Consider the following 24,837-nt stretch of genomic DNA (forward strand, 5'->3'; position numbering starts at 1 on the left):
GCTCCCATTGCGCCAGTGTTCACTGGCAGAGTCGGGCAGGGAAGGCATCGGCATGGCCGAACACGAGCATGTGCGGGTGGCGGTGGTCGGGTCCGGGTTCGGTGGGCTGGGGGCCGCCGTACGGCTGCGGCGGGAAGGCGTCACCGACTTCGTCGTGCTGGAGCGGGCCGGCAGCGTCGGCGGCACCTGGCGGGACAACAGCTATCCGGGGTGCGCCTGCGACGTTCCGTCCCACCTGTACTCCTTCTCCTTCGCGCCCAACCCCGAGTGGCCGCGCACCTTCTCCGGCCAGGAGCACATCCGCGCCTATCTGGAGCATGTGGCGGACGTCTTCCGGCTCCGGCCGCACATCCGCCTCAACTCCGAGGTCCTGAAGATGACTTGGGACAGCGAGAAGCTGCGGTGGGACATCGAGACCAGCAGCGGAAAGCTGTCGGCCGATCTCGTCGTCTCCGCCACCGGGCCGCTCTCCGACCCCAGGATCCCCGACATCCCGGGGCTCGACTCCTTCCCGGGCAAGGTCTTCCACTCCGCCCGCTGGGACCACGACCACGACCTGCGCGGCAAGCGGGTCGCCATGGTCGGGACCGGCGCCTCCGCCATCCAGATCGTGCCGGCCATCCAGCCGCTCGCCCGGAAGGTCACCCTCTTCCAGCGGACCCCGCCCTGGGTCATGCCCCGCATGGACCGCGCGATCAGCGGCGCCGAGCGCTGGCTGCACCGGCAGCTGCCCTTCACCACCCAGGCCCGGCGCGGACTGCTGTGGGGCATCAGGGAGTTGCAGGTCCAGGCGTTCACCAAGCACCCCAACGAGCTGGGTGCCGTGGAGCAGTTGGCGAAGCGCAACATGGCCCGTGCGATCAAGGACCCGGCCCTGCGCGCCAAGCTCACCCCCGACTACCGCATCGGCTGCAAGCGGATCCTGCTGAGCAGCACGTACTACCCGGCGATCGCCCAGCCCAACGTGGACGTCGTCGCGAGCGGGCTCAGCCGGGTCGACGGGTCGACCGTGACCGCGGCCGACGGCACCGAGGCCGAGGTCGACGTGATCGTCTTCGGTACGGGATTCCACGTCACCGACATGCCGATCGCGGACCGGGTCGTCGGCGCGGACGGGCGGACGCTCGCCGAGGCCTGGGAGGGCAGCGGCATGGAGGCCCTGCGGGGCGCGTCCGCCGCGGGCTTCCCCAACTGGCTGACGATCATCGGGCCCAACACCGGCCTCGGGAACTCCTCGATGATCCTCATGATCGAGTCCCAGCTGAACTACCTGGCCGACTTCGTACGGCAGCTCGACGTGCTCGGCGGACGCGCGGCCCTCGACGCCCGCCCCTCCGCGGTGCGGGCCTGGAACCACCGGGTGCAGGAGCGCATGAAGCGCACAGTGTGGAACACCGGCGGCTGCACCAGCTGGTACCTGGACGCGAAGGGCCGTAACACCACCGTCTGGCCCGGCACCACGACCGAGTTCCGGCGGGCCACCCGGCGCGTGGACCTCGCCGAGTACACGGTGCTGCGGCCCGCCGGGCCCACGCCCGCCGAGCCGGGGCGCGCGGTCGCCGACGCGAGCGCGGGAGCGGACGAGAGCGCGGAGGCCGCCGTATGAGCCGGCTGACGCATGTCACTTCCGGGCCGTACGCCCCACCCGCCCCGGCGCGCGAACTCACCGCCGTCTCCGCCGACGGAGCGCGACTGCACGTCGAGGTGCACGGGTCCGCGACCGCGCCGCCCGTCGTCCTCGCGCACGGCTGGACCTGCTCCACCGCCTTCTGGGCCGCGCAGATCCGTGAACTCGCCGTCGACCACCGGGTCATCGCCTACGACCAGCGCGGCCACGGACGCAGTCCGGCGAGCCCGGCGTGCAGTGCGGACGGGCTCGCCGACGACCTCGAAGCCGTGCTGGAGGCGACCCTCGCGCCCGGTGAGAAGGCGGTGGTCGCCGGGCACTCCATGGGCGGGATGACGGTGATGGCGGCGGCGGAACGCCCGGGGTTCCGGGCGCACGCGGCGGCCGTCCTGCTGTGCAGCACCGGTTCCTCGCGGCTGGTCGCCGAGTCGACCGTCGTACCGATCAGGGCCGGACGGCTGCGCACCTGGCTGACCCGGCACGTGCTCGGGGCGCGGGCGCCGCTCGGGCCGGTCACACCGGTCGCCCGGCGGATCCTCAAGTACGGGACGATGGGCCCCGGTTCGGCCCCGCACATGGTGGAGGCGTGCGCGCGGATCGTGCACGCGTGCCCGACCAGGGTGCGGCACGCCTGGTCCCAGGTGCTCGACCTGCTCGATCTGGACCACGGCGTACGGCGGCTCGCCGTGCCCACGGCCGTCGTCGTCGGTACGGCCGACCGGCTCACCCCGCCCGCGCATGCCCACCGGCTGGCCGCCGCGCTGCCGGACTGTCTCGGGGTCACCGAGCTGCCCGGTCTCGGCCATATGACGCCGATCGAGGCACCCGAGCTGGTCAGCGCGCGGATCCGGGAACTCGTCACCACCTACGTGCAGGTCAAGGAGGGCGCATGAGCAGGGTCGGACTCGAAGGACAGGTCGCGGTCGTCACGGGGGCCGCGCGGGGCGTGGGCGAACTGCTCGCCCGCAAGCTGTCGGCGCGCGGGGCGAAGGTCGCGCTGGTCGGCCTCGAACCGGACGCGCTCAAGCAGCTCTCCGAGCGGCTGCACGGCGACAGCGACCACTGGTACGCCGACGTCACCGACCACGAGGCGATGGCCCGGGTCGCGCAGGAGGTCAAGGCGCGGTTCGGGAAGGTCGACATCGTGGTCGCCAACGCCGGGGTCGCGACCGGCGGGCCGTTCGTCGACTCCGATCCGCGGGCGTGGCGCCGGGTCATAGAGGTCAACCTCATAGGGTCGGCCGTCACCGCGCGGGCCTTCCTGCCGGTGCTCATGGAGAGCCGGGGGTATCTGCTCCAGATCGCCTCCCTCGCCGCGATCACCCCGGCGCCGATGATGACCGCGTACTGCGCGTCCAAGTCCGGTGTGGAGGCGTTCGCGCACAGCCTGAGGGCCGAGGTCGGGCACAAGGGCGTGCGGGTCGGGGTGGGTTACCTGTCCTGGACCGACACCGACATGGTGCGCGGGGCCGACCAGGACGACGTCATGCGGGAGTTGAGGCAGCGGCTGCCGTGGCCGGCCAGCAAGACCTACCCGCTGGGCCCGGCCGTCGAGCGGATCGTGGCCGGGATCGAGCGGCGGTCGAGCCATGTGTACGGGCAGGGGTGGCTGCGCGGGATGCAGGGGATGCGCGGGTATCTGCCGGGGCTCATCGGGACCGTCGGACAGCGGGAGATGCGGCGGTTCGGGCAGCGGTTGGAGGGCATGCGGGTGGGGCTCGTCGGCGCAGGTGGGGCGGCGGACGAACAGGCACGCGCTACGCAACGTGACTGATCGAAATGCGCGCTCTGTCCCCGCGTGTGAATCTGGTCGAGGCCCCGGACCGGGGCTCTTCCCCTCACCCCCACGGGAGTGAACCCACATGGGTATGAAGGACCAGTTCCAGGACAAGTCCGAGCAGTGGCAGCAGCAGGCCAAGGAGAAGGCCGAGCAGGCGCGGCAGCGCGGGCAGCAGCGGGACGAGGAAACTGAGCGGAGTCAGCAGGAGGAGCAGGACCGGCTGGACCAGGACTACGACATGTAGGTGCTCGGTCCTTCGGCATGGGGTGCCCTGTTCTTGTGGGCGCCCCATGCGTCGTTCTTCGGGTGCGGGTCCGGTGGGGGCTGGTCGCGCAGTTCCCCGCGCCCCTAAGGGCAACTCACCTGGGCGGAAGTTTTGGCCGCGACCTGTTCGGTACGTCCCGGTAGTCCGGCGGTGTCGCCGGCGGGCTCGTCTCCAGCAGGTCCAGCGCCAGCTGTACCGCGTCGTCCAGTTGGGCGTGGCGGCCCTCCGCCCAGTCCAGCGGGGTGCGCAGGATCTCCAGGTCGGGGGTCACGCCCTGGTTCTCGATGGACCAGCCGTAGGCGTCGAACCAGGCCGCGTTCATCGGCACGGTGATCACCGTGCCGTCGCCGAGCTGGTGGCGGCCGGTCATGCCGACGACCCCGCCCCAGGTGCGCTGGCCGACCACCGGGCCGAGCTTGAGCAGCTTGAACGCGGCCGTGATCATGTCGCCGTCCGAGGAGGTCGCCTCGTCCGCGAGGGCGACCACCGGGCCACGCGGGGCATTCGAGGCGTACGACACCGGCTGCGCGTTCCTCGTCAGGTCCCAGCCGAGGATCGTGCGGGTCAGCTTCTCCACCACCAGCTCGCTGATGTGGCCGCCCGCGTTGCCGCGTACGTCGACGAGCAGGGCGGGGCGGGAGACCTCCATGCGCAGGTCCCGGTTGAACTGGGCCCAGCCCGAGCCGCCCATGTCGGGGATGTGCAGATAGCCGCAGCGGCCGCCGCTCAACTCCCGTACGACGGCCCGGCGTTTGGCCACCCAGTCCTGGTAGCGCAGCGGCCGCTCGTCGAGGAGGGGGACCACCGCCACCCGGCGGGACCTGCCCTCGCCCTCGGCCGGGGTGAACGTCAGCTCCACCGTCGTACCGCCCGCCGCCGCGAGCAGTGGATACGGGCCCGCCGTCCCGTCGACCGGGCGGCCGTCCACGTGGGTGAGGACCGCGCCCTCGCGGATGCCGGTGCCGGCCAGCGGGGAGCGGGCCTTGGAGTCCGAGGAGTCGCCGGGGAGGATGCGCTTGACGGTCCAACCGCCGTCCCGCGGTACGAGGTTGGCGCCCAGCAGGCCCTGGCGGCGCTGGTAGTGGGGCGGGCCCTCGTTGCGGCGGGCCGCGGTGACGTAGGCGTGCGAGGTGCCCAGTTCGCCGAGGACCTCGCGCAGCAGATCCGCGAACTCGTCGGGGGAGGCGACCCGTTCGACCAGCGGGCGGTACTGGGCGAGGACCGCGTCCCAGTCGATGCCGCACATCCCCGGGTCCCAGAAGTAGGCCCGGATCAGACGGCCCGCCTCCTCGTACGACTGGCGCCACTCGGCGGGCGGGTCGACCTCGTGGAGGATGCGGCGCAGGTCGATCCAGACGGTCGAGTCGCTGTCGCCGGACTCCGTCGAGGGCGTGGCGCGCAGCTCGCCCTCGTCCACGACGACCAGCCGTGAGCCGTCGCCGCTGACCGCGAACCAGTCGAGGTGCTCGACCAGTTCGGACTTCTTCGCCTTGCTGATGCCGAAGTGTTCGAGGGTCGGGCGCTCGGAGGTGTCGTCCGGGTTGACGAAGGTCTCGCCGAGCGCGCCCGAGATCGGCCAGCGCAGCCAGACCAGTCCGCCGCCCGCGACCGGGTACAGCGCCGAGTACTTGGAGGCGGGGACCGGGAAGGGGGTGACCCGGCTCTCCAGGCCCTCGATCTCGACCGTGACGGCACTGCCGTCGCCGCCCTCGTCGTCGGAGGCCGGGTCGAGGCCCCCGGCGGCGGGTCGGCCCTCGGGGTTCAGTGCGAACGGTGAGGGGGTCGCCGAGGACAGCGGGACCAGGTAGGGGCGGCAGCCCAGCGGGAAGGACAGGTCGCCGGTGTGGACGTCGTAGACCGGGTCGAAGCCCCGCCAGGACAGGAAGGCCAGATAGCGGCCGTCGCGGGTGAAGACCGGGTTCTCGTCCTCGAAGCGGCCGTTCGTCACGTCGACGATCAGGCGGTCCTTCATACGGGCCATCTTGATCTGGCGCAGGGAGCGGCCGATCCCGGGGTGCGACCAGGTCAGCCACGAGCCGTCGGGGGAGAAGGCGAGGTCCCGGACCGGGCCGTTGACCGACCGGATCAGTTCCGTGACCTCCCCGTTCGAGTCCTCCGTGGCGTCGATCAGCAGGACGCGGCCGTCGTGCGCCGCGATGGCCAGGCGCTCGCCCCTCGGGTCGGAGACCAGCTCCAGGACCCGGCCCAGCTCGCCCGAGGCCAGCCGCCGGGGCTCGCGGTCGCCGGTCGCCCGGGGCAGATAGGCGACCTCGACGGCGTCCTCGCCCTCGGCGTCCGTCACGTACGCGACCTGGCCGACGGAACCGAGCATCTCCGGGAGCCGGACCCGTACCCCCGGAGTGTCCGTGATGGTGCGCGCCGGGCCGTCGCGGTGGGTCAGCCAGTACAGGCTGCCGCGTACGACGACGGCGCTCGCGCGGCCCGTCTCGTCGACCGAGATGCCGTCCACGTGCTGGGCGGCCGGCACCTGGTACGTACGGCGTCCCGCGCGCGGCCCGCTGAGCCGTACGTCCAGCTTGCGGGGCTGCGACGAGGAGAGGTCGTCCACGATCCACAGGTCGCCCCCGCACTGGTACACCACCCGGGTGCCGTCGCTCGCCGCGTGCCGGGCGTAGAAGGCGTCGTGGTCGGTGTGGCGGCGCAGGCCGGAGCCGTCGGGGGCGCAGGAGTAGAGGTTGCCGACGCCCTCGTGGTCGGAGAGGAAGGCGATCCGCTCGCCGACGAACATGGGGGAGTGGAGGTGGCCGGCGAGATCCGGGAGCAGGCGTTCGCCGTGCAGCCAGAGCCGGCCCGTGGCGCCGCCCCGGTACCGCTTCCAGCCGGCCGGTTCGTGCGGCGGGGTGCCGGTGAGCAGCAGGGTCCTGCGGTCGGCGACCTGGATGTCGGAGACCGGGCCCCAGGGGAGCTTGCGGCCGGGGGAGCCGTCGGTGGGGACCTTGTAGGCCCAGGTGAAGTAGGAGAAGGGCTCGCCGTGGGAGGCGACGGCGAGGATCTCGCCGTTCGGGGTCCAGCCGGTGACCTGGGTGTCGGTGGAGCCCCAGTAGGTGAGCCGTCGGCCGGGACCGCCGTCCACGTCGGCCAGGTGGATCTCGGGCACGAGACTGCGCCAGCTCGTGTACGCGATACGGGTCCCGTCGGGCGAGAAGCGGGGGTGGCCGACCTTGGTGCGGTCGACGGTCAGCCGCCAGGCCCGGCCCGGGCCGTCGAGAGGGGCCAGCCAGAGGTCGTCCTCGGCGACGAAGCACAGCAGGTCGCCGCTCAGATGCGGAAGGCGCAGATAGCTCACCTCCCCATGCTTTTCCGGGGGATGGACCGGAGCAACTTATGAAAAATCACCCGGCCATCGGACCGGGTGACCCACAACACGAACGAAACCGTTTCGTTTCGCTGGCGAGTGCGCTACATTCGTGTCGTACGAAACGTCGTACGAAACCGTGTCGTTCAAAGTCCGGATCGGGAAGGGTGAGAGGCATGACCGAGGTCACGACAGCACGTCGCAGCCGTATCACCCCCGAGCGCGAGGCCGAGTTGTACGAGGCCGTGCTCGACCTGCTCCGGGAGGTCGGCTACGACGCCCTCACCATGGACGCCGTAGCCGCGCGCACCCGGTCCAGCAAGGCCACGCTCTACCGCCAGTGGGGCGGCAAGGCCGAGTTGGTGGCGAAGGCGGTGCGGCACAGCAAGCCCGGCGGTCTCGGCCTCGACGAGGTCGACACCGGATCGCTCAGGGGCGACCTGCACGCCCTCACCCAGCGCTCGGACGACTGCGAGATGGAGCAGAACTCCGCGCTGATGCGAGGGCTGGCCATGGCGGTCCACGGCAACCCGGACCTCCTCCAGGCGTTCCGCGCGCACCTCATCGAACCGGAGCTCGCGGAGTTCCACCGAGTGGTGCAGCGGGCGATCGACCGGGGCGAGGTCCGTGCGGACAACCCGGCGATCAAGTTCATGATGCACATGATGCTGGGCGGTTTCGCCGCCCGGACGATGATCGACGAACTGCCGCCGACGCAGGAGTTCCTCCTTTCGTACATCGACGCCGTCGTCCTCCCCGCCCTCGGCATCACCAGCGACTGACCCCTCCCCGCAACTCCCTCACCTGACGTACCCGCTCACGTCGTCGGGCCGATCACCCCTGCCACCCACCGGGTTGATCACCCCTGCCGTCAACGACCAGTCGCTAAGGCGACGGGCTTGCACAGCGGGCGCCACTGGCTGTGGTGCTGCGCTTGCGTCCGGTCCCGCCCTCGGGTGTCGGGGGCGGGTCTGGGGCGGTTGACTGAGCCCCGCGTCGCCACAACTCTTCCGCACGGGCGCGGATGTTGCGGGAGCCGTTCCGGTCCGCATGGTCAACGAATCCGCAGGACCGGCATGCGAACCAGGCCTGTGAGACCCGGTTCGCCGTGTCGGTGTGGCCACACTCGGCGCAGGTGCGCGAGGTGTACGCCGGATCGACGTACACCACCGGCACCCCCGCCCGACGGGCCTTGTACGCGATGAACGCTCCGAGCTGGGCAAAAGACCAGCTGGAGTGGGCGGCCCGTTGGGGCTTTCGAAGCCGTACCCGCTCGCGGATGCCCGTGAGGTCTTCGAGGGCGATCCCGCGACCGGTGCGTTCTGCCTCGGCCACCACATGCTTCGCGATCTTGTGGTTGATGTCCTTGGCCCGTCGTGCCTCCTTGCGCCTACGTTTCTTGAGGCGGCGTTTGGCGGACGGGGTGTTCTTCTTTTGCAGCTTGGTGCGCAGCGTGCGTTCACGCAGCCGTACCCGGTTCAGGGCGCGACCAGCCATGATCTGCCCGTCCGAGGTGGTGGCGATGTTCACGATGCCCAAATCGATACCGAGGAAGCCGTCCGGGTCAGCGTTCGGCTCGGCCTCGGGGACCTCGCAGGTGGCCAGCAGGAACCACATGCCGTCCCGGTGCAGCAGGTCGGATTCGCCCTTGCGATACCGAGCCAGGCGGGCCAGCTGATCCGGGGCGGCGGTGAACGCCACGCCCTTCACCCGCCCGGACAGGGTCCAGAGGGAGACGGTGCGGTCTGTGATCTGCCAGGACAGCATCCGGTCGTCGTAGGGCTGTGCACCCTCGGGCCGGAACGTGATCGGGTTCTCGGCGGCCCGCCGGTACCGCTTGGACCCCGGCTTGCCCAGGTTCCCGGCCTTCAGGTTCGCCTTGAGGGTGGTGTACGCGTCACAGGTCTTCTTGATGACGTGCTGGGCTGCCTGCGCGCCCAGGCCCCACCGCTGTTTGATCTCGGAGTAGGTGTGCTCGCGCAGCGCGAAGTTCCGCGTCACGCCGGTGGCGAAGGCGACCTCGGATGCCCAGGACGCGGCCTCGTTGCAAGCAGGCAGGGTCGCCTCAAGCGCCGCCGTCTGTACGGGCGTTGGCAACAGCTTGACCTGCACCACCAGCTTCATGACACGTGAACCTACTTGGTCATCCGTACGAAGAGACGATTTCCGCACACCCGTCCCACCATTCAGCGACCCGCCGACCACGCGTTCGACATGGTCCGCCTGCGCCGGACCGCCTGCGCGTGCTCCGCTCCTCTATTGACTCGGCCGCCGCGCCTGGTGGCTGCCGAAGTGGCTGGACCGCGCGCTGCCCAACGTCGACGTCGAGGGCGAGGGACTGCGCGCCCACGACGAGAAGGACACGGACCCCGACGGGGACCGGGAGCTGGTGCGCGTCTGAGACACGGCGTGTGAGGCAATGCCTCGGAGAAGGACGAGCCGGTGAGGGTGCCCCCTCACCGGCTCTCCGCTGCCGTGGGGCGGCCGAGATAGGTGACGGGTCCGGCGTCCGGTACGGCGATCTCGTGGAAGCCGAGACGGTCGTAGAAGGCGCGGGCGGGGGTGTTGGCGGAGACCATGCACAGGTGTACGGCGGCCACGCCCCGCTCGTGCAGCGCGCGGAAGAGCGCCGCCATGAGCGCCCGCCCGTACCCCCGGCCCTGCCACTCCGGCAGCAGATCGATGTGCAAGTGGGCGGGATATCCGGCGACTTCGGGCACCAGCATCCGCTCCGGGCGGTGCAGCAGCGCGACGATCTCCTCGTCCGGGGTCCGCGGCGGGCGGCCGGGCTCCGGATACCGCTCGGCTGCCAGCGGGAGCCACCGCGCGCGGTACTCCTCGACGAACCGCCACGTGTCGGCGGTCCCCACGACATACCCGACGGCCCGGCCCTCCCCGTCGTCCAGCACGAAGGCGAGCTCCGGCTCCAGATACGCGTACGGCGCCGCGAAGGCCGCCGGGAAGACCCCGGGGTCGACGTAGTGCGGCCGGCTGTCCTGCCCCAGGTGCGCGGTGCGCACACAGATCTCGTCGAGGGCGTCACGGTCCTGGGGGCCGTAGGGGCGTATGGCGGGAGAGGGGGTCATCGCAGCATCGTGCACGAGGGGGATCGGGTCGGGCCAGAGGGCGGCGGTCCTCACGTCGACCCGGGTTGCCGTGGCTGTTCGGGGAGTTGGCGGGGCAGGGCGGTGCGGTGGAGCGGGGGCTTGCCGCCGCTGCCGGACGGCCCGCGGCCGCGGTAGCCGGATGTGCCGTGGGTCGAGAACTCCGTCGCGTGCCCCGTACACCCACCGCTAGCGTGGCGGCATGACGACACCGGACGCCGCGCACCCCCGATTCGCCGAAGCCCTGCGGGAGATGGGGCTCGCTCATCTGGGCGGGCGGATCCGGCGGTTCCCGGACGCCACCAGGACCGCCGCCGAGGCCGCCGCGGCGATCGGGTGCGAACTCGGCGAGATCTGCAAGTCGTTGATCTTCGCGGCGGACGGGGTGCCGGTGCTGGTGCTGATGGACGGGGCGTCCCGGGTCGATGTCGAGCTGGTGCGGCGGGAGCTCGGGGCCGAGAAGGTGACGCGGGCCGAGGCCGAGGTGGTGCGGGAGACGACGGGGTACGCCATCGGGGGTGTGCCGCCGTTCGGGCACCGGACGCGGACCCGGGTGCTGGCCGACCGTTCGCTGCTCGGGCACGACATCGTGTGGGCCGCCGCGGGCAATCCGCACGCCGTGTTCCCCATGGCGCCCGGGGACCTGGTGGCCCACGCCGGGGCCGTGCTGGTGGACGTGCGCGAGTGACCCCCGTCGTCACGGCGGCCGTCCTGCTCGCGGCCGTCACGCACGCCGGCTGGAACGCCATCGCGCACCGGATCACCGACAAGCTGGTCGGGTTCACGCTGATCTCGGGCGGCGGGATGCTCATCGGCCTGGCGTTGATCCCGTTCACGGCGGTGCCGGCGGCGGGCGCGTGGCCGTATCTCATCGCCTCGTCCGGTATCCACATCGCCTACTACGCGCTGCTGATGACGTCGTTCCGGCTCGGGGACTTCGGGCAGGCCTACCCGATCGCGCGCGGCACCGCGCCCCTGGTCGTCACCCTCCTGGCCGCGCTCTTCGCGCACGAGGTGCCCGACGGCTGGGCCGCCGCCGGAATCGCCCTGTCCTGCGCGGGACTCACCGGCGTCGCGCTGTGGGGGCTGCGCGGGCGCAAGCCCGACTGGGCCGCGATCGGGGCCGCCTTGGCGACCGGGCTGACCATCGCCGCGTACACCGTCGTCGACGGCCTCGGCGTCCGCGCCTCCGGCTCCTCGCTCGGGTACATCGCCTGGCTGATGGCGGTGCAGGGGGCGGTGATCCCGGTGTACGCCCTGCGTCGGTGGCGCGGCCGGTTCGCCGCCGAGCTACGGCCGTTCGCCCGGGTCGGCCTCCTCGGCGCCGCCCTCTCCGTGACGGCGTACGCCCTCGTCCTGTGGGCCCAGACCAAGGCGGAACTGGCACCGATCGCCGCGCTGCGCGAGTCCTCGATCATCGTCGGCGCGGCCATCGGCGCCGTCTTCTTCAAGGAGCGCTTCGGGGCACCGAGGATCGCCGCCGCGGGGCTTCTGGTCGTGGGGATCGGGCTGATGCTGCACGCCGGTTAGGGCCCTTGCCTACAAGGCCGCCCGTACCGCCCGCACCAGCGCCTGGGCCCGCGGGTCCGCCGTCACCGTCTTGCGGAAGCCGTTGGTGACGTAGCCGAAGGCGATGCCTGACTCCGGGTCGGCGAAGCCCAGGGAGCCGCCGCGGCCGGGGTGTCCGAAGGAGCCCGGGGCGAGGAACGGCGACGCGCTGCCGTGCAGCATGAATCCGAGGCCGAACCGGGTGTTCACCACGAGCACCCGGTCCGGGCCCGCCGACTCCTCGGTCCGGGCGAGTGCGACCGTCGCCGGGTCGAAGAGGCGTACCCCGTCGACCTCGCCGATCAGCGCCGCGTAGACCCGCGCCAGCCCGTCGGCCGTGGCGATCCCGTTGGTCGCGGGCAGCGCGCTCGCCCGGTACGCCGGGTCGTTCTGGTCGGGGAAGGGCGTGATCGCGGCGAACGCGCGGCGGGTCAGGGAGTCCGGATCGTCGTAGGCCTCGGTGACGGACCGCTTGGGACGGGCCCGCAGGCCACCGGCGGGTTCCGCTCCTTCGACCCGGCCCACCCGTCCCGTCCGCCCGGCGGCCTCCTCCTCCGCGGGCAGCCCGAGCCAGAACGCGGCCCCGAGCGGCCCGGCGATCTCCCGCGCGATCCACGCCCCGGCCCCGATCCCGGTCACCCGGCGCACCAGTTCGTCCAGCATCCAGCCGTACGTCAGCGCGTGGTAGCCGTGGTCCGTGCCGGGCTCCCAGACGGGTGCCTGTGCGGCGACCGCCTCCGGGCCCTTCAGCGGGTCGAGGGACTCCTCGGGGGTGAGCGGCCGGTCGAGCAGCGGCAGCCCGGCCCGGTGGTTCAGGACGTGCCGGACCAGCACCCGTTCCTTGCCGCGCGCCTTGAACTCGGGCCAGTACTCGGCCACCGGCGCGTCCAGGTCCAGCTCCCCGCGCCGGTGCAGCAGCAGGGGTACGACGGCGGCGACTCCCTTGGTCGCCGAGCGCACGATCTGTGCGGTGCCGCGCCGCCAGGGCTCGGTGCCGTCGATGTCCCGGGTGCCGGCCCACAGGTCGACGACCTTGTGCCCGTCCCGGTACACGGCGAGCGCCGCGCCCCGGTCCCCGAGCGTCTCGAAGTTCCGTGCGAACACGTCCCTGACCGGCTCGAACCCCTCGGCGACCGCACCGTTCACGTCCACGCCCGTACTCCTCCTGCCGCTGCTCCGTACCTCTCTCAGCCAAGCAGAATGGTCACGTCGATGTTCCCGCGGGTCGCGTTGGAGTACGGGCAGACCTCGTGGGCCGCGTCCACCAGCTTGGCCGCGAGGTCCGCGTCGAGGACCGGCAGGGAGACGCTGAGGGCGACCGCGAGGCCGTAGCCGCGGTGCTTGTTGGGGCCGATGCCGACCTTCGCGGCGACCGTGGAGCCGGTCAGGTCGTAGCCCTCGCGGTTGCCGACGAGGATCAGCGCGTTGTGGAAGCACGCGCTGTAGCCGGCGGCGAAGAGCTGCTCCGGGTTGGTGCCGTTGCCGTCCCCGCCGAGCGCGGGCGGCATCGCGACCTTCAGCTCGATCTGGCCGTCCTGGCTGGTGACATAGCCGTCCCGGCCGCCGTGCGCGGTGGCCTCGGCGACGTACATGATCTTCGTCGGACGGGTGTCGACGACGGTGTCGTCACTCATGGCTGGCCCCCAAGGAACGAGTGCGCGCAAGTACATCGTGCACAAGGTACCGGCCAGTAGGTCGCTGCTGGGTTACCAGGGGGTAGTGACTGGGGGTAACAGGAGGTCAGTGGGGGCGCTCGGCCGCCGCGTCAGCCCGTTGCGCGAGCCGCCGCAGCTCCTCGCGCAACCGCGCGGCCTCCGCGCCGTCGAGCGCCGTCGCCGCGAGCAGCGCGCCGGGCACCCGGGCCGCGCGCTCCCGGAGCTCCTCGGCGCGCCCCGTGCACGCGACGAGGACCGAGCGCTCGTCGCTCGGCGCGCGCTGCCGGCGTACCAGGCCCGCGCTCTCCAGCCGCTTGAGCAACGGCGAGACCGTGCCGTAGTCCAGGCGCAGGGCCCCCGCGAGTTCCTTCACGGTGGTCTCGCCGCGCTCCCACAGCACCAGCAGCACCAGGTACTGCGGGTAGGTGAGGCCGAGTTCGTCGAGGAGCGGCCGGTACGCGGCGGTCACCGCGCGCTGGGCGGCGTACAGCGCGAAGCACAACTGCTCGTCGAGCAGCAGTGATCCGGGGTCCTCTTCGTTCGTCACGCGCCCATTGTCACGGACGGCCGAGGGCCGCCGCGGCGGAACGGGGATCGAAGCCGAACGGCAGCTCCAGGCGATGGGCCCGCATCAGCTCGTCATCGGCCAGCAACCCACCGGTCGGACCGTCCGCGGCGATGGTGCCCTCGCTCAGGACCAGCGCGCGCGGGCACAGCTCCAGGGCGTACGGCAGGTCGTGCGTGACCATCAGGACCGTCACGTCCAACGAGCGCAGGATGTCGGCGAGTTCACGGCGCGAGGCCGGGTCCAGATTGGAGGACGGCTCGTCGAGGACCAGGATCTCCGGCTCCATCGCGAGCACGGTCGCCACCGCCACCCGGCGCCGCTGGCCGAAGGAGAGGTGGTGCGGGGGCCGCTGCGCGAAGTCCGCCATGCCGACCTGCTCCAGGGCGCCGCGCACCCGCTCCTCCAGCTCGGCCCCCTTCAGCCCGGCCGCCGCCGGCCCGAACGCCACGTCCTCGCGCACGGTCGGCATGAAGAGCTGGTCGTCGGGGTCCTGGAAGACGATGCCGACCTTGCGCCGGATCTCCGCCATGTGCTGCTTGCCGACGGGCAGCCCGGCCACCCGCACCGAGCCCACCCCGCCGCTCAGGATGCCGTTGAGGTGCAGCACCAGGGTCGTCTTGCCGGCGCCGTTCGGGCCGAGCAGGGCGACCCGCTCGCCGCGCGCGATCGAGAAGTCCACGCCGAAGAGGGCCTGGTGCCCGTCGGGGTACGCGAAGGCCAGTCCGGTCACTTCGAGGGAAGCAGTCACAGGGTCCATCCCAACACGCAGACGGCGAGGGCGGCCACGGGGAGCGCGAAGGCGTACGACCACTGCGCCCGGGACGCGGTCACCTCGTCGATGACCGGCATCGAACCGGCGTAGCCCCGGCTCACCATGGCCAGGTGCACCCGCTCGCCGCGCTCGTAGGCGCGGATGAACAGGGCCCCGGCCGACTTCGCGAGGACGCCCCAGTGCCGGACGCCGCTCGCCTCGAACCCCCTCGACTCCCGCGCGATCCGCATCCGCCGCATCTCGTCGGTGATGACATCGCCGTAGCGGATCATGAAGGACGCGATCTGGACGAGCAGCGGCGGGAGCCTCAACCGCTGGAGGCCCAGGAGGAGTTCGCGCAGTTCGGTGGTGGAGGCGAGGAGGACCGACGCGGCGACGCCGAGCGTGCCCTTGGCGAGCACGTTCCAGGCTCCCCACAGGCCGCTGACGCTCAACGACATCCCGAGCACCTCGACCCGCTCGCCCTCCGCGACGAACGGCATCAGCACCGCGAACGCCACGAACGGCACCTCGATCAGCAGCCGCTTCAGCAGGAACCCGGCGGGCACGCGGGCGGCGTACGCGACGACGCCCAGCAGGACGGCGTACAGGCCGAACGCCCACATCGCCTCGCGCGGGGTCGAGACGACGACCACCACGAAGGCGAACACCGCGGCGAGCTTGGTGTGCGGCGGCAGGGCGTGCACGGGCGAGTGCCCGTGCCGGTAGAGCCGGTGAGCGTGCCCCGCACCCATGTCAGACGCTGCTCGTGCGGACGGGCGAGACGTCGGCCGTACGACGCCTGCGGACCGCCCAGAACACCCCGGTGCCCGCGACCACGGTCACGCCGACGCCGATCACGCCCGCCAGCCCCCCGGACAGGCGGGCGTTCTCGACGTCCTTCACGCCGTAGTCCGCGAGCGGCGAGTCCGCGGTGGCGTGCTCCTCGGTCTTCGCGTCGATGCCCTTGTCGGCGGCGACCTTCTCCAGGCCGTCCGGGTTCGCGGAGGCGTAGAAGCTCACGAACCCGGCGAGGACCAGGGAGGTGACGAGACCGGTGATCCACACCTTGCGGTGGGAACGGGCGGCGGCGACCGGCGCGGTGTCCGGTACGTCGACCAGCTCGTCGCCGACCCGCAGCTTGAGCTTCTGCTGGAGCCCTCGCGCGCCGTACACCAGGTCAGGGCGTACGGCGACGACGGCGCCGACCGTCAGCGCGGTGATCGCGGCCTCGCCGACGCCGATGAGGACATGGACGCCGATCATCGCGGTGGCGACCTTGCCGATGGAGACGTCGGTGGTGCCGCCGATCGCGTAGATCAGGGTGAAGGCGACGGCGGCGGCCGGAACGGAGAGCACGGCGGCCACGAAGGAGGCGGCCGTGATCGAACCGCGCCTGCGCGGCAGCACCTTCACCAGTCCGCGGAAGACGGCGTACGCGACGACCGTGGTGACCACGGCCATGTCGGTGATGTTCACGCCGAGCGCGGTCAGGCCGCCGTCCGCGAAGAGGATGCCCTGCATGAGCAGGACCACGGAGACACAGAGGACCCCGGTGTAGGGGCCCACCAGGATCGCCGCGAGCGCGCCGCCCAGCAGGTGTCCGCTGGTGCCCGCGGCGACGGGGAAGTTCAGCATCTGCACGGCGAAGATGAACGCGGCGACCAGCCCGGCCAGCGGCGCGGTGCGCTCGTCAAGCTCACGGCGGGCGCCGCGCAGGCTCACCGCCACGGCGGCCGCGGCGACCACTCCGGTCGCTGCCGAGATGGGGGCGTCTATGAATCCGTCAGGCACATGCACCGTTAGATGATGTGGCTTGTTGCGAACCTTTTGCAAGAGAGGTGTGACACGAACAGCAAGTCGCAGGCTTCCGGCTCCGGGGGCGGGATCCGGGAAATGTGCGACGCTGGGAGCAGAATGGATGCACAGCTTCCGCACAGGTTACGCAGCGTGAGAGGTTCGTCACGATGTCTGTAGTCGAACAGTACGCACGAGCCCACATCGTTTCGGACGCGGACATCGCGGATGACGCGGCCGTCCCGGTCGTCCTGCGCTACGACCCCGAGGCCGACCCGCGCTCGGTACGGGTCGGTCTGCCGGGGACGGACGAATGGACCTTCTCGCGCGCCCTGCTGGAGCAGGGGCTGCGTGCGCCGGTCGGCAGCGGTGAGGTCCGGGTCTGGCCGTGCGGGCGGGTGCAGGCCGTGGTCGAGTTCCACTCCCCGCACGGGGTGTCGGTGGTGCAGTTCGAGCAGAAGGCGCTGCTCAGGTTCTTGCGCCGTACGTACATGGCCACGGCGCCGGTGCGGGGCTGACCGCGTCTGTCCGTGGCCGACCGCTGTGGGTGGTCAGCCGCCCATCTTCAGCAGTGCCGCCACGATCGGGCCCGCGGTGTCGCCGCCGTGGCCGCCCGCCTGGGCGACGCCCGCGGCCGCGAGGTCGCCGCGGTAGGCGGTGAACCAGCCGTTGGGCTTCTTCTGGCCGTCGACCTCGGCTGAGCCGGTCTTCGCGCCGACGTTGCCGGTGACCCCGGACATCGCCTCGGCCGCCGTGCCGTAGCCCGCCGTGTACGCCATCAGCTCACGCAGCTGTGACAGCGTGCCCGCGGACATCGACCGGGAGGCCGTGGCCAGGGTGCGGTTGTCGACCGTGGGGGAGACCAGGTAAGGCTGCTTGAAGGTGCCCGACTCGACGGTGGCGGAGACCGACGCCATGTTCAGCGGGTTCATCCGGACCCCGCCCTGGCCGATCAGCGAGGCCGCCTTCTGCGCGGCGCTCTGCACCGGCACCGAGCCGTCGAAGGACGGGACGCCGATCGCCCAGTTGTCCATGGAGAGACCGAAGACCTGCTGGGCCTGCTTGGTCAGGCTGTCGTTGTCCAGCTTGCCCGCCTGGCTGATGAAGGCGGTGTTGCAGGAGCGGGCGAAGCTCGCCTTGAAGGTGCCGCCCTTGATCTCGAACTTGTCGTCGTTCTGGAACTTCCAGCCGCCGTACGTGAAGTACTTGGGGCACGGGTGCGCCTTGTCCGCCGAGGCGAGGTCCTTCTCGATCAGCAGCGAGGAGGTGATGACCTTCATCGTGGAGCCCGGGGCGAGGGAGCCCTGGAAGGCGGCGTTGAAGCCGGGGTTGGCGTTGGCCACGGCGAGGATCTCGCCGGTCGAGGGGCGCAGGACGACCACGGAGGACCGGGCCTGCGTCTTGACCTGCCGCTCGGCCGCGGCCTGGAGCGCCGGGTTCAGTGTCGTCTTCACGGTGCCCGGGGTGCCCTCGCTGAGCTCCACCAGCGTCTTGTCGGAGTCCTTGGACTTGGCCGACTCGGCGCGGATCACCCGCAGTTCGACGCCCGCCTTGCCGCCGGCCTTCTTGCCGTACTTCTCGCGCAGCCCGTCCAGCACGGTACCCAGGGACGGGTACTTGGCCGCGGTCAGCTCACCGCCGTCCCGGTCGACCGCCTTGATGGGCGGGGTCCCGGACTCGCCGGTGACGAGGGTGTCGCCGTCCTTCAGGTCCGGGTGGACGATCGCCGGGGCCCAGTCGACCTGCGGCTTGCCGGTGTCGGTGTTGCGGACCACGGTCAGTGAACTGCTGTACGCCAGCGGCTTGCTGAGGCCCTTGTACGCCACCGTGGCCTTCACTGAGAAGGGCACCTTGCCGCCGGTGCGGGTGCCGGGGGTGAGGGTGACGCCGGTGATGTGGGCGTCCTTGGTGTAGCCGGTGAGCAGAGCGGTGGCCGCCTTGGTGTCGCTGGTCGCGGCGGCGGCCGTGCTCACCTTGCCCTGCTGCCAGGAGGTCAGGAAGGCGGTCGCGGTGGAGGTCACCTCGGCCGTGGACAGCGGGCCCGTCTTGACCTTCGGCTTGTGGTCGGCCGACGCGGACGTGTTCTCCGTCCGGTCGTCGGCCGCGGCCCCGCCGCCGTAGAGCGCGTAGACGCCGAAGCCGGCGCCGCCCACGACCACGGCGATCATCCCGCCGACCACGGCGGGCTTGGTCTTCCGTCGCTCGGCGACGCGCCTTCTGTTACCCACGACTTACGCTTCCTCCGCGCTATCCCAGGGTCCCCGTTGCCCTCATGCATCCCAACGACGCCAACAGCCTAGAGTCCCTGTCCTGCACGGGTGACTTCAGCCGGCAGCTCGTAGCACAGCTGCGACAATCGGGCCCGCCGCGTCGCCGCCGTGGCCGCCCTCCTCGGTCATGGCCGCCGCCGCGACGTCGTTGCGGAAACCGGTGAACCAGCTGTTGGAGACCTGCTGTCCGTCGACCTCGGCGGAACCGGTCTTGGCGCCGATGTCGCCGCCGAGCCCCGCCATCGCCTTGGCCGCGGTGCCCTGGGTCGCCGTCAGCCGCAGCATCTGCTTGAGCTGGGAGGCGGTGGTGGACGGCAGTCCCCTGGCGGTGGCCAGTTCACGGCCGTCGAGCTCGGGGGAGACCACGTAGGGCTGGCGGAAGTCGCCGGTGATCGCGGTGGCCGTGATCGACGCCATGTTCAGCGGGTTCATCTGGACCTGGCCCTGGCCGATCGCGCCCGCCGCACGGTCGGGGCCGCTGACCGCGGGCACCTTGCCGTCGAAGGAGACCACGCCGGTCTTCCAGTCCTCGCCGATCCCGAACCGGTTCTGCGCCTCCAGCGTCAACGACTCGTCGGTGAGCGGCTTCTCGTCGATCAGCTTGATGAAGGCGGTGTTGCAGGACCGCATGAAGCTGTTGGCCAGCGAGGCACCCTCGTTGGGCTGCATACCGGTGAGGTTCTTGAAGGTCTGCCCCTGCCAGACGGCGTCGGCCGTGCAGGGCGCCGGGCCGTTCATCGACGTCACGCCGTTGTCGATGAGCATCGCGGCGGTGACGATCTTCATCGTGGAGCCGGGGGCCTTGGTGCCCTCGAAGGCCGCGTTGAAGCCGTCCTCGCGGTTGTTGGCGACGGCCAGCACCTCGCCGGTGCTGGGCTTGACGGCGACCAGCGACGACTCGCCGTACAGCTTCACGGCCTTCTCGGCAGCGGCCTGCGCGGTCGCGCTGATCGTGGTCTCCAGCCTGCCCGCCTTGCCCTCGGCGAGGGTGAGCAGCGAGGTGTCGGGCGTGCGGTCGGGGTGCTTGACGACCAGCTCGATCCCGGGGGTGCCGCCGGCCTTGTCGCCGTACCGCTCGCGCAGGGCGTCCAGGACCGGGCCGAGCGAGGGGTACTTCTCCTTGGTCAGCACCTTGCCGCCGCGGTCCAGCGCTTCGACGGACGGGTTCGCGGACTCGCCGGTGACGAGCCGGTCCTCGTCCTTGAGCTGCGGATGGACCACGGAGGGCTGCCAGTCGACCAGCGCCTTCCCGGTGGTCACCCCGCGCACGACGGTCAGCTTGCTCCGGTACGCCAGCGGCTTCGACTTCCCGTCGTACGACACGGTCGCCTTCACGGCGTACGGCACGGTCGCGCCGGTCGCCTTGCCGGGCGTGACGCGCACGTCACCGATGTGCGCGTCCGTACCGAAGTCCGTCAGCAGCACCTCGGCCGCCGTGCTGTTGTTCGTCAGCGCCGCCGCCCGCGCCGCGTCGCCCTTCTCCCAGGCCGCGAAGAAGTCCCGCGAGGTCTTCTCGATCTCGTCGGCGTCGGGCGGTCCGCTCCGCTTGACGCTCGCGCCCCCGTCGTCGCTGAGCGCCGACACGAAGTTGTACGCCCCGTATCCGGCCCCGCCGACCATCACGGCGAACACCGTGCTGACGACAGCGACCTTCACCCCCTTGGCCATGTCCGGCCCCCTCCCCGATTACCCCGTTGCTGTGGGCACTCTAAGCGGGTGGTGTGACAACCGGGGCAAGAGTTTCCCGATTGGCCGGAGCAGGTGCTCAATCACATACGTGAACCTCGGCCCCCTAGACCCAGGTGTCGATCCACATCCGCGACCGCCAGTCGTCGATCGGGATCGAGGTTCCGGTGTACAGCGGCCAGAAGTAGATGAAGTTCCAGGCGATCAAGAGGACCAGGACACCCGCTGCCGTGGCGCCCGCCACGCGGCGGGTGTCGGAGGCCCGGGGCGGGCCGATGAGGGCGCCGACGAGCATGGCCACCGCCAGGCAGAGGAAGGGGACGAAGACGATCGTGTAGAAGAAGAAGATCGTGCGTTCCTGGTAGTGGAACCAGGGGAGGTAGCCCGCCGCGATACCGCAGGCGATGGCGCCCGCCCGCCAGTCACGGCGGAAGAACCAGCGCCACAGCAGGTACAGGACCGCGAAGCAGGCGGCCCACCACAGCAGCGGGGTGCCGATCGCCAGGACCTCGCGGGCGCAGTTCCCGCCCGCGTCGGCGGGGCAGCCGTCGGTGCCGGGTGCGGGGGACTCGTAGAAGAAGGAGACCGGGCGGCCGTCGACGAGCCAGCTCCAGGGGTTGGACATGTAGGTGTGCGGCGACTGGAGGCCGATGTTGAACTTGTAGACCTCGTGCTCGTAGTGGATCAGGCTGCGCCACCAGTCGGGCAGGAACGTCCAGCTGCCGCCCTTGCCGTCGGTCGCGGCCCAGTTGCGGTAGTAGCCGCCGGTGCCGTCCGCGGGGGAGAGGATCCAGCCGGTCCACGAGGCCAGGTAGGTGACCGCCGCGACCGGCACCATCGCCACGAACGCGATGCCCGTGTCGTACTTGAAGGCCGCAGCGTAGGGGTTCCTGGCGCCCGCCACCTTGCGGGAGCCCGCGTCCCACAGCACCGCCATGATGCCGAAGGCGACCAGGAAGAACAGGCCGTTCCACTTGGTGCCCATGGCCAGGCCGAGGAGCACGCCGGCCAGCCAGCGGTAGGGGCGCCAGCCGAGGCGCAGGGTGTCCCCGACGAGGGCGTCGGGACGGACCCGTCCCGTCTCGTCGGCCGGCAGCGCCGCCGCGAGTTTCCGCCGCGCTCTGTCACGGTCGATGACCAGGCACGCGAACGCGGCCAGCACGAAGAACATCAGCACGCCGTCGAGCAGCGCCGTGCGGGCCATCACGAACGCCAGGCCGTCCACGGCCATCAGCGCGCCCGCCAGACAGCCCAGGAAGGTCGAGCGGAAGATCCGCCGGCCCACCCGGCACACGATCAGGACGGACAGCGTCCCCAGCAGCGCCGTCATGAACCGCCAGCCGAACGGATCGAACCCGAACATCAGCTCGCCGAGCCCGATGACGTACTTGCCGACCGGCGGATGCACCACGTAGGCGGCGTCCGTCGGCAGCGGGACATTGCCGTTCGACGACAGGATCAGCTTGTCGACGTTCTTGTCCCAGCTGAGCTCGAAGCCGCGGTGGACGAGCGCCCACGCGTCCTTCGCGTAGTACGTCTCGTCGAATATCACCGCCTTCGGCCTGCCCAGGTTCCAGAACCGCATCACGCCCGCGACCAGCGTGACCAGCAGCGGACCGAGCCAGCCCGACCAGCGCGTGATCCGGTCGGCGAGCGCCCCCGGCACGCCCAGCACCTGCCACATCCGCGGACTGGGCGCGGCGTACGGCGGCACCAGGCGCTCGCGCACATCGACTCTGTCCGGTGCGGTGTAGCCGAAACGGCGCAGCCTCTGCTGCCACGACGGCCGCCGGTCCTGGGGGGCCTGCTCATGCCGGGTGTCCGTGGAGGACGCGGTACTGGTCACCGCGCCATCGTAGGGAACCGTGCTGTGTGCGTCCCGTGCATGGGTGGTAGAGGTGCGGATGCGTCCCGATCCGGTGGCCCCTGGGAGGATGGGGGCGTGACTGGAACCCTTGTCCTGGCGGGCACCCCTATCGGCGACATCGCGGACGCTCCTCCCCGGCTGGCGGCGGAACTGGCGGGAGCCGAGGTGATCGCGGCCGAGGACACCCGCCGGCTGCGGCGCCTCACCCAGGCGCTGGGCGTGACGCCCAAGGGCCGGATCGTCTCCTACTTCGAGGGCAACGAGGCCGCGCGGACCCCCGAACTGGTCGAGGAACTCCTCGGCGGCGCCCGCGTGCTGCTCGTCACCGACGCGGGGATGCCGTCGGTGTCGGACCCCGGGTACCGGCTGGTCGCGGCCGCGGTGGAGAAGGACGTCCACGTCACCGCCGTACCGGGGCCGTCCGCGGTGCTGACCGCGCTCGCGCTGTCCGGGCTGCCGGTGGACCGGTTCTGCTTCGAGGGGTTCCTGCCCCGCAAGGCGGGCGAACGGCTGTCCCGGCTGCGGGAGGTCGCGGCCGAGCGGCGCACCCTCGTCTACTTCGAGGCGCCCCACCGGCTCGACGACACCCTCGCGGCGATGGCCGAGGTGTTCGGGGCGGAGCGGCGGGCCGCGGTCTGCCGGGAGCTGACCAAGACGTACGAGGAGGTCAAGCGGGGGGCGCTGGGGGCGCTCGCCGAGTGGGCCGCGGAGGGCGTCCGCGGGGAGATCACCGTCGTCGTCGAGGGGGCGCCGGAGAAGGGGGCCGAGGAGGTCTCCGACGACGAGCTGGTGCGGCGGGTGCGGGTGCTGGAGGAGGCCGGGGAGCGGCGCAAGGAGGCGATCGCCGCCGTGGCCGTCGAGGCGGGCGTTCCCAAGCGGGTGGTGTTCGATGCGGTTGTCGCGGCGAAGAACACCGCGTCCCGATGAGCCGCATGAGGTGGGTCACACCCCCTCTGAGCAGGGCGCATGGCTTTTGAGCGTGCGCCCCATGTGCGTGCAAAGCGGCGTCTTGGAATGCAAAGCCACAGGGCCCGCGGCGAGGCGGTTTGGCAAGGAACGTCCAAATCGGCTCCAACAGTCGACAGGGTTGTCGCCATCGTGCTCGTGGAGGCGTCCACTGGGGTGAGGGACGTACCCGTCCCTCGATCCAGCGGACACACAGGAGCTGGCATGAGCGAGATCGCAGGGCACCCGGGTGCCACGGCAGTCGTCAACGAGTCCTACTCCTTCGCCTGCATGCGCTGCGGGCACGGGTGGGAGCAGTCGTACGAGATAGAGCACCACGTCGACGGTGACGGCCGGGAATTCGTGCAGTACGTGGTGAACGGACAGGTCGTGCCCTCCCCGCTGTCCCGGCCCACGTGCGCCAACTGCGACAACCACGTCGTACGGATCATGCGGCCCGGCCGGGTCGCGTCCGCCCGCGACGCGGCGCACCGGCAGCACCGCACCCCCGCCGCCGGACCCGTGGCGTTGCCGGCGAGCGCGGACGGGGCGCCGGAGCCGGGCGAGCAGCACCACTGGCATCTCTCCGACCTCCTGCACGTCTTCCAGCGCAAGGCGAGCTGACCGGAGTCCGGGTGGGCGTGCCCCTTTCGTAGGATCGGGGCATGCCTTCGAACAGCCCCCGCGAGAAGAACGCGGCACCGCCGCTGCCGGAGCCCCTCAGGGTGCCGGTCGCCGACTCCCACACCCACCTGGACATGCAGGACGGGACCGTGGAGGAGGCCCTCGCGAAAGCCGCGTCGGTCGGGGTGACCACGGTCGTCCAGGTCGGCTGTGACCTGCGCGGCTCGCGGTGGGCGGCCGAGACGGCGGAGCGGTACGACGCCGTCCACGCGGCCGTCGCCCTGCACCCCAACGAGGCGCCCCGCATCGTCCACGGCGACCCCGACGGCTGGTCGCGCCAGGGCGCACGCCGGGCGGGCGGCACGGCGGCCCTCGACGAGGCGCTCGCCGAGATCGACCGGCTGGCCGGACTCCCGCAGGTCAAAGGCGTCGGCGAGACCGGCCTCGACTACTTCCGCACCGGGCCCGGGGGCAAGGAGGCGCAGGAGAGCTCCTTCCGCGCCCACATCGAGATCGCCAAGCGGCACGGCAAGGCCCTGGTGATCCACGACCGCGACGCCCACGAGGACGTGCTGCGCGTCCTGAAGGAGGAGGGCGCCCCCGAGCGCACCGTCTTCCACTGCTACTCCGGCGACGCGGAGATGGCCGAAGTGTGCGCCCGCGAGGGCTACTTCATGTCCTTCGCCGGCAACGTCACCTTCAAGAACGCCCAGAACCTGCGGGACGCGGTGGCGGTGGCCCCGCTGGAGCTCCTCCTGGTGGAGACCGACGCGCCCTTCCTGACGCCGGTGCCGTACCGCGGACGGCCCAACGCCCCCTATCTCGTTCCGGTCACGGTGCGCGCCCTGGCCGCCGTGCGCGGCATCGACGAGGACGCGCTGGCCACCGCGCTCGGCGCCAACACCGCACGCGCCTTCGGGTACTGACCCCACTCGAACGTAACTCCGGGTAGCCGCGTCGCTTTGGAGAGTGACGGTCGCTCCGCTAGGTTCTGTGGGCCCGATCCGGACCCCTCTGGACCCCTCGGCCCCTGG

23 protein-coding genes are annotated in these 24,837 nt (G+C 71.4%); 11 read left to right on the forward strand and 12 right to left on the reverse strand.

Going from position 1 to position 24,837, the window contains the following annotated elements:
- Window positions 1–52 precede the first annotated feature (52 nt).
- From G3I78_RS29470 to G3I78_RS51290, 4 genes are all read left to right on the forward strand, one after another.
- Entirely contained in the window at window positions 53–1,606 is a 1,554-nt protein-coding gene (locus G3I78_RS29470; RefSeq protein WP_164429968.1) for an NAD(P)/FAD-dependent oxidoreductase, read from the forward strand.
- Complete coding sequence (locus G3I78_RS29475) at window positions 1,603–2,520, forward strand: alpha/beta hydrolase (protein WP_164429969.1); 918 nt, start codon at window positions 1,603–1,605, stop codon at window positions 2,518–2,520. Before G3I78_RS29470 ends, G3I78_RS29475 begins: the two co-directional genes overlap by 4 nt.
- The gene (locus G3I78_RS29480) at window positions 2,517–3,401 is read left to right on the forward strand and encodes an SDR family oxidoreductase (RefSeq protein ID WP_164429971.1); all 885 of its coding nucleotides are present in this window, start codon (window positions 2,517–2,519) and stop codon (window positions 3,399–3,401) included. Before G3I78_RS29475 ends, G3I78_RS29480 begins: the two co-directional genes overlap by 4 nt.
- Before the next feature lie 88 nt (window positions 3,402–3,489).
- Window positions 3,490–3,651, forward strand: coding sequence for a hypothetical protein (locus tag G3I78_RS51290; RefSeq protein WP_203615691.1), 162 nt, complete (start codon window positions 3,490–3,492; stop codon window positions 3,649–3,651).
- A gap of 115 nt (window positions 3,652–3,766) precedes the next feature.
- Here the strand turns inward: G3I78_RS51290 and G3I78_RS29485 are convergent, their stop codons facing one another.
- Window positions 3,767–6,979: a S41 family peptidase gene (locus G3I78_RS29485; protein ID WP_164429973.1), complete on the reverse strand. Its 3,213-nt coding sequence runs from the start codon at window positions 6,977–6,979 to the stop codon at window positions 3,767–3,769.
- A 185-nt stretch (window positions 6,980–7,164) separates the two neighbouring features.
- On the opposite strand from G3I78_RS29485, the gene G3I78_RS29490 reads away from it, so the two are divergent.
- Window positions 7,165–7,770 (forward strand): TetR/AcrR family transcriptional regulator, encoded by a 606-nt coding sequence (locus G3I78_RS29490; RefSeq protein WP_164429975.1) that lies wholly within the window; start codon window positions 7,165–7,167, stop codon window positions 7,768–7,770.
- A 103-nt stretch (window positions 7,771–7,873) separates the two neighbouring features.
- On the opposite strand, the gene G3I78_RS29495 is transcribed toward G3I78_RS29490, so the two are convergent.
- Both G3I78_RS29495 and G3I78_RS29500 read right to left on the reverse strand, forming a co-directional pair.
- Window positions 7,874–9,112 (reverse strand): RNA-guided endonuclease TnpB family protein, encoded by a 1,239-nt coding sequence (locus tag G3I78_RS29495; protein WP_164429976.1) that lies wholly within the window; start codon window positions 9,110–9,112, stop codon window positions 7,874–7,876.
- Window positions 9,113–9,444: 332 nt separating this feature from the next.
- Entirely contained in the window at window positions 9,445–10,074 is a 630-nt protein-coding gene (locus G3I78_RS29500; RefSeq protein ID WP_164429978.1) for an N-acetyltransferase, read from the reverse strand.
- Window positions 10,075–10,294: 220 nt separating this feature from the next.
- On the opposite strand from G3I78_RS29500, the gene G3I78_RS29505 reads away from it, so the two are divergent.
- A complete protein-coding gene (locus tag G3I78_RS29505; RefSeq protein WP_164429980.1) occupies window positions 10,295–10,780 on the forward strand; it encodes a YbaK/EbsC family protein in 486 nt (161 codons plus the stop codon).
- Window positions 10,777–11,622 (forward strand): EamA family transporter, encoded by an 846-nt coding sequence (locus G3I78_RS29510; RefSeq protein ID WP_164429982.1) that lies wholly within the window; start codon window positions 10,777–10,779, stop codon window positions 11,620–11,622. The genes G3I78_RS29505 and G3I78_RS29510 overlap by 4 nt, the downstream gene beginning before the upstream one ends.
- 9 nt (window positions 11,623–11,631) lie before the next feature.
- Here the strand turns inward: G3I78_RS29510 and G3I78_RS29515 are convergent, their stop codons facing one another.
- From G3I78_RS29515 to G3I78_RS29540, 6 genes are all read right to left on the reverse strand, one after another.
- Window positions 11,632–12,792, reverse strand: coding sequence for a serine hydrolase domain-containing protein (locus G3I78_RS29515; protein ID WP_164429984.1), 1,161 nt, complete (start codon window positions 12,790–12,792; stop codon window positions 11,632–11,634).
- 35 nt (window positions 12,793–12,827) lie between these two features.
- Entirely contained in the window at window positions 12,828–13,274 is a 447-nt protein-coding gene (locus G3I78_RS29520; RefSeq protein ID WP_164429986.1) for an organic hydroperoxide resistance protein, read from the reverse strand.
- 106 nt (window positions 13,275–13,380) lie between these two features.
- Window positions 13,381–13,842, reverse strand: a complete 462-nt coding sequence (locus G3I78_RS29525) for a MarR family transcriptional regulator (RefSeq protein ID WP_164429988.1) — start codon at window positions 13,840–13,842, stop codon at window positions 13,381–13,383.
- A gap of 10 nt (window positions 13,843–13,852) precedes the next feature.
- Window positions 13,853–14,620: an ABC transporter ATP-binding protein gene (locus G3I78_RS29530; protein ID WP_164429990.1), complete on the reverse strand. Its 768-nt coding sequence runs from the start codon at window positions 14,618–14,620 to the stop codon at window positions 13,853–13,855.
- A complete protein-coding gene (gene cbiQ, locus G3I78_RS29535; protein ID WP_164429992.1) occupies window positions 14,608–15,369 on the reverse strand; it encodes a cobalt ECF transporter T component CbiQ in 762 nt (253 codons plus the stop codon). Before cbiQ ends, G3I78_RS29530 begins: the two co-directional genes overlap by 13 nt.
- 1 nt (window position 15,370) lies before the next feature.
- Window positions 15,371–16,414, reverse strand: a complete 1,044-nt coding sequence (locus G3I78_RS29540) for an energy-coupling factor ABC transporter permease (protein WP_164429993.1) — start codon at window positions 16,412–16,414, stop codon at window positions 15,371–15,373.
- A gap of 167 nt (window positions 16,415–16,581) precedes the next feature.
- On the opposite strand from G3I78_RS29540, the gene G3I78_RS29545 reads away from it, so the two are divergent.
- Window positions 16,582–16,929: an SsgA family sporulation/cell division regulator gene (locus tag G3I78_RS29545; protein ID WP_164429995.1), complete on the forward strand. Its 348-nt coding sequence runs from the start codon at window positions 16,582–16,584 to the stop codon at window positions 16,927–16,929.
- A 33-nt stretch (window positions 16,930–16,962) separates the two neighbouring features.
- Here the strand turns inward: G3I78_RS29545 and G3I78_RS29550 are convergent, their stop codons facing one another.
- The 3 genes from G3I78_RS29550 to G3I78_RS29560 form a co-directional block, all read right to left on the reverse strand.
- Window positions 16,963–18,639 (reverse strand): penicillin-binding transpeptidase domain-containing protein, encoded by a 1,677-nt coding sequence (locus tag G3I78_RS29550; RefSeq protein WP_164429997.1) that lies wholly within the window; start codon window positions 18,637–18,639, stop codon window positions 16,963–16,965.
- Between the two features lie 96 nt (window positions 18,640–18,735).
- On the reverse strand, window positions 18,736–20,349 hold the full coding sequence (locus G3I78_RS29555; RefSeq protein WP_164429999.1) for a penicillin-binding transpeptidase domain-containing protein: 1,614 nt from the start codon (window positions 20,347–20,349) through the stop codon (window positions 18,736–18,738).
- A gap of 124 nt (window positions 20,350–20,473) precedes the next feature.
- Entirely contained in the window at window positions 20,474–22,213 is a 1,740-nt protein-coding gene (locus G3I78_RS29560) for a phospholipid carrier-dependent glycosyltransferase (protein ID WP_164430011.1), read from the reverse strand.
- A 96-nt stretch (window positions 22,214–22,309) separates the two neighbouring features.
- Here G3I78_RS29560 and rsmI point away from each other — a divergent pair, with 96 nt between their 5' ends.
- The 3 genes from rsmI (at window position 22,310) to G3I78_RS29575 (ending at window position 24,729) form a co-directional block, all read left to right on the forward strand.
- Window positions 22,310–23,161 carry a 16S rRNA (cytidine(1402)-2'-O)-methyltransferase gene (gene rsmI, locus G3I78_RS29565; protein ID WP_164430013.1) on the forward strand — a complete coding sequence of 284 codons (852 nt, stop codon included), beginning with the start codon at window positions 22,310–22,312 and terminating at the stop codon, window positions 23,159–23,161.
- A gap of 243 nt (window positions 23,162–23,404) precedes the next feature.
- Window positions 23,405–23,803, forward strand: a complete 399-nt coding sequence (locus G3I78_RS29570; RefSeq protein WP_164430015.1) for a hypothetical protein — start codon at window positions 23,405–23,407, stop codon at window positions 23,801–23,803.
- A 41-nt stretch (window positions 23,804–23,844) separates the two neighbouring features.
- Window positions 23,845–24,729, forward strand: a complete 885-nt coding sequence (locus G3I78_RS29575) for a TatD family hydrolase (protein WP_164430017.1) — start codon at window positions 23,845–23,847, stop codon at window positions 24,727–24,729.
- The last annotated feature ends 108 nt before the right edge of the window (window positions 24,730–24,837 follow it).

It is taken from the genome of Streptomyces sp. SID13726 (genome assembly GCF_010548375.1).
Lineage (GTDB): Bacteria > Actinomycetota > Actinomycetes > Streptomycetales > Streptomycetaceae > Streptomyces.

Coding starts and splice junctions, on each gene's coding strand:
- G3I78_RS29480 (WP_164429971.1), top strand. CDS start 2,517: ATGAGCAGGGTCGGACTCGAAGGACAGGTCGCGGTCGTCACGGGGGCC.
- G3I78_RS29555 (WP_164429999.1), bottom strand. CDS start 20,349: ATGGCCAAGGGGGTGAAGGTCGCTGTCGTCAGCACGGTGTTCGCCGTG.
- G3I78_RS29495 (WP_164429976.1), bottom strand. CDS start 9,112: ATGAAGCTGGTGGTGCAGGTCAAGCTGTTGCCAACGCCCGTACAGACG.
- G3I78_RS29570 (WP_164430015.1), top strand. CDS start 23,405: ATGAGCGAGATCGCAGGGCACCCGGGTGCCACGGCAGTCGTCAACGAG.
- G3I78_RS29505 (WP_164429980.1), top strand. CDS start 10,295: ATGACGACACCGGACGCCGCGCACCCCCGATTCGCCGAAGCCCTGCGG.
- G3I78_RS29490 (WP_164429975.1), top strand. CDS start 7,165: ATGACCGAGGTCACGACAGCACGTCGCAGCCGTATCACCCCCGAGCGC.
- G3I78_RS51290 (WP_203615691.1), top strand. CDS start 3,490: ATGGGTATGAAGGACCAGTTCCAGGACAAGTCCGAGCAGTGGCAGCAG.
- G3I78_RS29545 (WP_164429995.1), top strand. CDS start 16,582: ATGTCTGTAGTCGAACAGTACGCACGAGCCCACATCGTTTCGGACGCG.
- G3I78_RS29475 (WP_164429969.1), top strand. CDS start 1,603: ATGAGCCGGCTGACGCATGTCACTTCCGGGCCGTACGCCCCACCCGCC.
- G3I78_RS29575 (WP_164430017.1), top strand. CDS start 23,845: ATGCCTTCGAACAGCCCCCGCGAGAAGAACGCGGCACCGCCGCTGCCG.
- G3I78_RS29520 (WP_164429986.1), bottom strand. CDS start 13,274: ATGAGTGACGACACCGTCGTCGACACCCGTCCGACGAAGATCATGTAC.
- cbiQ (WP_164429992.1), bottom strand. CDS start 15,369: ATGGGTGCGGGGCACGCTCACCGGCTCTACCGGCACGGGCACTCGCCC.
- G3I78_RS29470 (WP_164429968.1), top strand. CDS start 53: ATGGCCGAACACGAGCATGTGCGGGTGGCGGTGGTCGGGTCCGGGTTC.
- G3I78_RS29500 (WP_164429978.1), bottom strand. CDS start 10,074: ATGACCCCCTCTCCCGCCATACGCCCCTACGGCCCCCAGGACCGTGAC.
- G3I78_RS29530 (WP_164429990.1), bottom strand. CDS start 14,620: ATGGACCCTGTGACTGCTTCCCTCGAAGTGACCGGACTGGCCTTCGCG.